This window comes from Cupriavidus sp. 01L46 (assembly GCF_056399905.1).
The window spans coordinates 1-7,681 of record NZ_JBFTSF010000285.1 but is presented as its reverse complement, the minus strand read 5'-3'; the positions used below and the strand labels follow the sequence as shown (position 1 = coordinate 7,681).

Annotated in this window: 5 protein-coding genes; 1 reads left to right on the top strand and 4 read right to left on the bottom strand. The window is 65.7% G+C overall.

Features of this window, described 5'->3' with window-relative positions; translation table 11 throughout:
• The 3 genes from AC1DS3_RS31660 to gdhA form a co-directional block, all read right to left on the bottom strand.
• A partial coding sequence (locus AC1DS3_RS31660; protein ID WP_477128688.1) for a DUF4347 domain-containing protein occupies window positions 1–2,716 on the bottom strand: 2,716 nt, incomplete at its 3' end.
• Between the two features lie 168 nt (window positions 2,717–2,884).
• Entirely contained in the window at window positions 2,885–3,715 is an 831-nt protein-coding gene (locus AC1DS3_RS31655; protein WP_441634531.1) for a sulfotransferase family protein, read from the bottom strand.
• Between the two features lie 418 nt (window positions 3,716–4,133).
• Window positions 4,134–5,477 (bottom strand): NADP-specific glutamate dehydrogenase, encoded by a 1,344-nt coding sequence (gene gdhA, locus AC1DS3_RS31650; RefSeq protein ID WP_477128687.1) that lies wholly within the window; start codon window positions 5,475–5,477, stop codon window positions 4,134–4,136.
• 387 nt (window positions 5,478–5,864) lie between these two features.
• Here gdhA and AC1DS3_RS31645 point away from each other — a divergent pair, with 387 nt between their 5' ends.
• The gene (locus AC1DS3_RS31645) at window positions 5,865–6,515 is read left to right on the top strand and encodes a HugZ family pyridoxamine 5'-phosphate oxidase (protein ID WP_477109244.1); all 651 of its coding nucleotides are present in this window, start codon (window positions 5,865–5,867) and stop codon (window positions 6,513–6,515) included.
• 17 nt (window positions 6,516–6,532) lie between these two features.
• Here the strand turns inward: AC1DS3_RS31645 and AC1DS3_RS31640 are convergent, their stop codons facing one another.
• A complete protein-coding gene (locus AC1DS3_RS31640) occupies window positions 6,533–7,288 on the bottom strand; it encodes a DeoR/GlpR family DNA-binding transcription regulator (protein ID WP_441634527.1) in 756 nt (251 codons plus the stop codon).
• Window positions 7,289–7,681 lie beyond the last annotated feature (393 nt).

Here is a 7,681-nt window from a genome sequence, read left to right as displayed (position 1 = left end):
TGTTCGGCGCGTCCGAGCTATCGGTGTAGGTGACCGAGCGCAGCGCCGCTTGCCACTGCGCCGTCGTGGCGCTCGCGCCGGCCGACGTCAGGGTCATCACCCCGGTCGCGCTGTTGTAGCTCGCCGAGATATTGCCCATGGTGGCGGGGTTGTTGGTGAAGGCCAGCACGTCCTCACCAACTTGGAAGTTACTGGTAATGGCGACGGTCGCGCTGGCCAGCGTGGCGTTGTCCGCATCGCTGACCGTGAAGCCGCCATCGACGGCAACCGGCGTGCTGGTGACGTTGTTGCCCTCGGTGAACGCGGTGGTGCCGCCGCTGGCCGTTGCAATGGGCGAGTCGTCGACCGCGGCAACGCTGACCGTCTTGGCCGCGGCATTGCTATYGGMCGTGCCGTCATTGACGGTAAAGGTGATGGTGCGGTTGCTTGTGAACGGCGTGTCCGAGGTATCGGTGTACGTGACCGAGCGCAGCGCCGCTTGCCACTGGGCCGTCGTGGCGGTGGCACCGGCCGAGGTCAGGGTCATCACCCCGGTCGCGCCGTTGTAGCTCGCCAAGATATTGCCCATGGTGGCGGGGTTGTTGGTGAAGGCCAGCACGTCTTCGCCGATGCGGAAATTGCTGGTAATCGCCACCTTGCCGCTGGCGAACRTGGTGTTGTCCGCATCGCTGAATGTGACGCCGCTATCGACCACCACCGGCGTGCTGGCGACGTTGTTGCCTTCGGTGAACGCGGTCGTGCCGCCGCTAGTGGTGGCAACGGGGGCGGCGTTCGGGACGTAGGTCTTGTCGAGGATACCGCCGGTGTCGTTGTAGATCTTGCCAACGGCCGCTGGGCTGATACCGGCAGCCCCGCCGCCGAGTGCCGGGCCACCCGTCCCGCTTCCGCCTGCGTTGCCGGTTATCGCCGCATAGGCCGAAGCCGTGATGTGCACGGTGCCCTGGTTCCATATGGCGCCCACACCCAGGCCACCTGCACCGCCGTTMGCGTTGCTCCCGCTTCCCGCGCCAGCCCCACCGCCACCGCCACCACCCGCGCCCAGGTTGTTGCTGATGATCGAGTTGCCAACCACATTGAGGGTTGCGCCAGTCGCGTTGAAGATGCCACCCGCCGCGCTGCCACCGGCGCCCCCGGTGGCATCCCACCCACTGCCGCCGCCGCCGCCGCCGATCGAGATGGAGCCGTTGGTGGCAGTCCCTCCGTTGCCGCCGTTCGAATAGCTTGCAACGCCCGTGCCCCCCGCACCGCCAGTTGTAGTGCCGCCATGGCCTCCCATGAAGCTCGGGTTGTAAGTGCCTCCGTTGCCCCCAACGCCGGCATTGCCTGACGTACCGGCATAGGAACCTGTTCCGAAGCCAGCCGCGCCCCCCGCCCCACCGCCAGTGCCGAGCATGCCGCCACCGCCGCCGCCGCCGCCGCCAACAGCGCCGCCAGCATAGGGGGCGGTCACACCACCGCCACCTCCGCCGCCGGAAGCCGCATTGGCCGTGACGGTGACATCCGTCAGAGTCAGCGTCCCGGCGTTGTAGATGCCGCCACCTTGCGCGGCGGTTGCAGCTACCCCGCCGGCCCCGCCATTGCCCGAAACCAGGCCATGTTCGATCACCAGCCCCTCCAGCCCGACGGTCGAGCCGGAGGTGATTTGCAGCACGCGGCCTTTGTATTGTCCATCGAGCGTGACGTCGGCGATGCCGTCGTGATTGATGTCGCCATCGATGGTGAGGTTCTTGCTGATCACCAGCAGCGAATTGCCCGACGTGATGGTCGACAGGTTGATCGTCATCCCGGTGCTGAAGGTGATGGTGTCACCCGCCTGCGCCGAGGCGATCGCGCTGCGCAACGTGCCGGCACCGGCATCTGCGGCGTTCGTCACGGTGAGCAGCGCCAGGTCATGCGCATAGGCGGATTCCGCGCTGGCCGACAGCACCGAGGTGGCTTCGATCTGGCCGGTGGAGATTTCCAGGTTCCAGTCGCTGCCCGCGCCGGTGCGGTTGTCCGAGRCGGCAATATCGCGGCCCGTCAGCGCGGCCAGCGAGTCGATGAACGACAGGCCGGCCGCGCCTTGCGCGGTGCTGCAGGCATAGATCAGGATGTCGCCCCCGCTCTGGATGCCGCTACCGATCCTGGCCAGGCTGCTGGCGTAGTTGCCAACGTTGTCGCCGGACAAATAGGTATTGCCAAGCCACAGGTCGCCAGCCTCGCCGTGCGCGATGATCTGGACGGACTTGGCGCCGGGATGGGCCGACAGGTAGTCGGCCATCTGGGCCAGGCCGTCCGCGTTGCGGTTCAGGTAGACGATTTCGGTGCCGGGCGCGACACCGGCCAGCAGGCTCGCGCTGTCGTCCACCCGGCTATCCACGAACAGCACGTTGTGCCCGGACGGCGCCGGACCCGGCGAAGACGGGGCACCGGCTTCGGCGGGCGCGGGAGCATGGCCGGCGGCGTCCGCAGGCTGGGGAGTGGCTGGCGCTGCGGCCGGCGCCACATGGCTATCCGTGGGGTGGCTATCCGCTGCGTGGCTGTCCGCCGGCGCGCCATGGCCATCGCCTGCCGGGTGCGCCGCCGCAGCCGCCGCCGTGGCGACCGCGGCGCCGTCGAACATGATGCGGGGCTCCAGCGCCATGATCAGCGACGAGGAGAGCGGGCTGGACGGCTTTGCGGGCCGGGCCGGGATTGCAACCGCGYCCTCTACCTTCTGCTTCCGGGTCCACCACATATCGCTCTCCTCGCGCACCCGCGCCGGGCACGGCTCAGGTGGCGTGCGGCGGGCTGCAATTTTCTGGTCGGTATTCTGAAATCGGCCAGCGAGTGCCAGCCCTTGTTCGTCGAACTAAACGCGTCAATCGAATCAATCGCGCTAATCGCGCTAATCGCGCTAATCGCGCTATTCGAGCTTTGCGCGGATGACATTGGCCGCGCTTTTGCTGCCGTCCTCCCAGAACGACAGCGCGGCGTACTTCTCGAACAGGTCCGGCGGCAGGATGCTGCGCCGAGCTTGCTTTGCCACTTTGGATTTCACCTGGTGCAGGCCGGACACGCCCAAGGACTGATCGAACTCTGGCGCGTCGTATTGCACGTTATTGAAATCGTGCTCAAACCAGGGCTCGCCGATAAAGTCATAAACCAGGCGCATTACCTTGTCGGGCGCTTGGCTGAGCAAATCGTAATCGACCAGCAGCAGGGAACCGGCGTTCTCGCCGTAATAGGCTTCCTTGAGCGCGGCCCACGCAAAGCCAACCAGGCGATTGCGCTGCGCCAGGGTATCGACCCGGCTATAGACGGTGCTGCGTTCAGCGTCATCGGAAAACAGCTTGGTGTTTTCATACGGATTGGCGCGATACAAACGCTCAAGGCTGTCCATGACCCAGGCGACATTGCGCACGCAGGCAATCACCCTGGCGTTGGGAAACAGATCCTGCAGCGCGGGCATGCGTGCGCACCAGTTGCGATTGGTGTCGAACACCACGCCTTTGCTTGCCTTGTCTGCGTAATAGCTATCGAACAGGCCACGCAGCAGCCGGCGGCGCTGGTCCTGGGCGATCACGGGCCCGAATTCGCTGCCGGCGCTGCATTGCGCCAGCACGGCATTGAACAGTGTCCCCACCGGGCTCGTCATTCCGGCATGGAACCGGGGATTCTGCAGCAGCAGCGCGGACAGCAAGGTTGACCCTGACCGGGGCAAGCCMGAGATGAAGTGGAATTGGTTGGAGGACACCCGATTCACCGCTGTTTTTATGTTTTAAGCCGGTAGTCTATGCGATGAACATGGCACTCGTACATATGACAGACGGGCAAGATCGCGGCTGCCGCAGGTTTTTTCTGCGGGCCCGTATTACAGAATATTGGCTCGCGGCAAGGCGCTTTCCCGCAAATCGGGCACCCGCGCGGGTCGCAGAATTAATACCCCTCAAAAGCGGGGATTCAACGCGGTCTCCATGCCTGCACTCAGGTATTCCCACGCAACCGCCGGAGTGTCGGCGGCAAACAACGCCCGGCAGCGCCGTGGGCGGCAAATACCTAAAAAAATAGCGGGATGGCGTCGTCGCCGTCCCGCTATGCCGCTTGGGCGCCGGCGGCCTGGTCAGAAGACCAAGGCGCCGGCCAACGTGCTTGAGCCGGCTATGCGCCCGCTATCAAACCACGCCCTGCGCCAGCATCGCGTCCGCGACCTTCACAAACCCGGCCACGTTCGCGCCTTCGACGTAGTTGATGAACCCGTCGGCTTTCTGGCCGTAGTGGATGCAGTTGCCGTGGATGTCCTTCATGATCGCGTGCAGCTTCTCGTCGACCTCGGCATGGTGCCAGGACATGCGCATGGCGTTCTGCGACATTTCCAGCCCCGAGGTGGCGACGCCGCCGGCATTGCTGGCCTTGCCCGGCGCGTAGAGGATGCGCGCGGCCAGGAAGCGGTCCACGGCGTCCAGCGTGGAAGGCATGTTGGCGCCTTCGGCCACGCAGAACACGCCATTGGCCAGCAAGCGTTCGGCGTCATTGCCGTCCAGCTCGTTTTGCGTGGCGCAGGGCAGCGCCACGTCCGCCGGCACGTGCCAGGGCGTGCGGCCGGCTTCGAAGTGCAGGTCTTGCTCGGCGGCGAAATCGGCCAGGCGGCCGCGCGCCTCGTTCTTGAAAGCCATCAAGGCCGTCAATTGTTCGCTGTTCATGCCCTTGGGGTAATGCAGCACGCCACCGGAGTCGGAGACCGTTAGCACCTTGGCGCCCAGTTCGATCGCCTTCTCGGCGGCATACTGGGCCACGTTGCCCGAGCCGGACAGCAGCACACGCAGGCCGCTGAAATCGCGTCCGCGGCGGTGCAGCATCTCCTGCGCGAAATACACCGTGCCGTAGCCGGTGGCTTCGGGCCGCATCAGGCTGCCCCCGAAGKCCATGCCCTTGCCGGTGAAGACGCTGGCGGAGCTGTTGGACAGCTTTTTCATCATGCCGGCCATGAAACCGACTTCCCGCGCGCCCACGCCGATATCGCCGGCGGGCACGTCGGTGTCCGGGCCGAGGTGGCGGTAGAGCTCGGTCATCAGCGCCTGGCAAAAGCGCATCACCTCGCCGTCGGACTTGCCCTTGGGATCGAAGTCCGAGCCGCCCTTGCCGCCGCCCATGGGCAGCGTGGTCAGCGCATTCTTCAGCGTCTGCTCGAAGCCCAGGAACTTCAATACCGAGAGATTGACCGTGGGATGCAGGCGCATGCCGCCCTTGTAGGGGCCGATGGCGGAGCTGTGCTGCACGCGAAAGCCCCGGTTGACCTGCACCTGGCCGCGGTCGTCGGTCCATGCCACGCGGAACTGGATCACGCGCTCGGGTTCCACCAGCCGCTCCAGCAAGGCCTGTTCGCCGTAGCGCGGATGCTGCTCGACGAAGGGCCAGAGCGTCATCATGACTTCCTTCACGGCCTGGAGGAACTCGGGCTGGTCGGGGTCGCGCCGGGCAACGCCGGCCAGGAATGTTTCAAGGGAGGCAGATGTCACAAGTGTCTCTTTGTTTCGATGTGCTGGTGCTTGGCAGAAGACGGCCGCCGCGGATACCTGTCCGGCAGGCGTGCCGAGGGATGCCACGGCGCTGCCCGGATGGTCCGGGGCGGCGCAACCGCGGCGAGCCCGGCGGCGATGCGGCGACGGCCACCGGGTCATGTCAATACATTCAAGATCGAGGTTGAATGTATCGTCAAGGGCGAAGCTTAGCATTTGACGTGGGTGGCAACACAGGCACAACACCTTTGACCAGCAGACATATAAAGGCTGCTTGCTTGTATTTTTGTGCGATCAGCGACCACCGAGCAGCGGCTGGCGGCCTCGAAGCCGGGCCTGAGCACGCCGTACAATCCTCGGATCGTGCACAGACATGGGGGCAAGAACGTGGAAGTCCCGATCGATCAAGTTGTCAGCCTGCTCCACGAAGCGGCCTACGGCACCCTGGCCACGCATGCTTGCGCCCTGCCCGGCTACCCCTACGCCACCGTGGTGCCGTTCGTGGCCGATGCGGCCAGCGCGCCCGTGATCTGCGTCAGCGCATTGGCCGAGCACACGCGGAACCTCCTTGCCGATGCGAGAGTGAGCCTGTCGGTGCTGCAGCCCGGCGCCGCGGACGTGCAGAACGCCCCGCGCCTGACGCTGGTGGGCGATGCGGCCCGCATCGAGCCGAATGCCGACGAGCTGGCGCGTTACCTGCGCTATGCGCCAGCTGCCGAGCCATTGCTGGCGCTGGATTTCCAGTTCTTCCGCATCCATCCGAGCGCCATACGGTTTATCGCCGGCGTCGGCCGGATGGGCTGGATTGGGCAATCGGCGTGGGATGCCTTGCCGCAGGTGCCGCCAGGCATCGAGGCCGGGATCGTGCAAGCGGTGTCCCTCGCCGCGCCGGGCGGCGTACGCGTGCTTGGCGTGGATGGCTATGGCATTGACTATGACATCGCGGGACGCCGCCGCCGCAGGCGCTTTCCCCATGCGCCCATCGCGCTGGACGCGTTGGAGGCGACGGCCCTGGCTATTGCGGCCAGCCTCGGCTGACGCCGCCTTTGCCACGCTCAGGCGATGCGCAACACCGGCCCGCGCTCCTTCAGCGCCGCGGCCAGCGCGGGCTCGGGCGCCATATCGGAAATCACGTAAGCCGCCTTCTCGAAATGCTTCACCAGCACCCCGGCATTGCGGCCAAACTTGGTGTGGTCCGCCACCACGCAGGCCACGCTCGCCGCTTGCAGCATGCGGCTGCGCAGCTCGGCGGCGGCACGCGAGAAATCGCTCATCTGGCCGTCGGCGGTAATGCCGCCGGTGCCGATAAAGGCAAAGTCCGCGTGGTAGCGCGACAGTTGCTCGATGGTGTCCCAGCCGTGGGTGGCGTCCTCGTTGTCCTGCAGCTCGCCACCGAGCATCACCACCCGATTGCCATTGCGCCGCCCCAGCAGCAGGGCGATGGCGAAATCATTGGTGTAGACCAGCAGGTTGTGATGACCATGCAGCGCCTGCGCCACGGTGTGGGTGGTGGTGCCGTAGTCGATGATCAGCGAGGCGCCATCGGGCACCAGCTCCGCCGCGCGCATGCCGATGGCGCGCTTGCCCTCGGCATTGACCGCGGCGCGGGTCTGGGCATCCGGCTCGGCCCGCTCGGGCGTGAGCGCGCCGCCGTGCGTGAGAATCAGCAGGCCGCGCGCCGCCAGCGCGTTGAGGTCGCGCCGGATGGTCTCGCGCGAGACATCCAGCTCGGTGACCAGCTCGCTGATGGCCAGCGCGCCGCTGGCGGCGAGCTGGTCGAGGATGAATTTTTGCCGCTGTTCAGCCAGCACGTGGACTCCGCTGCGTAGGAAAAATAAAGGTGGATTCTAACCCCGTCATACCGGGGCCAGCCCGATCAGCCGGCTGATATTGGCTGCGGATCGGGTTTTGGCGGTGGGGGGATGAGGATTGGTTGGCTTTGGGGGTTGTCGCAGTTTTTTGCGGTGTTGGTTTTTGTACCCAAGGGCCATACGACATCCCTCCGGCGGGGTTGGCCGCTGTTGCTTTGAGCGGCGTTGGTTTTTGCGCCCAAGGGCCATACGACATCCCCCTGCGGGGGCTGCCGGTCACTTATATGAACGCGCCCCGGTTTGCTAGGTAAACGTCACGCGATGCTCGATCAGGGTTGGTTGCAGACTTATATCCGGCCTAGTGCAGGCCAAGCCTGCGGCCCCGATGGAATT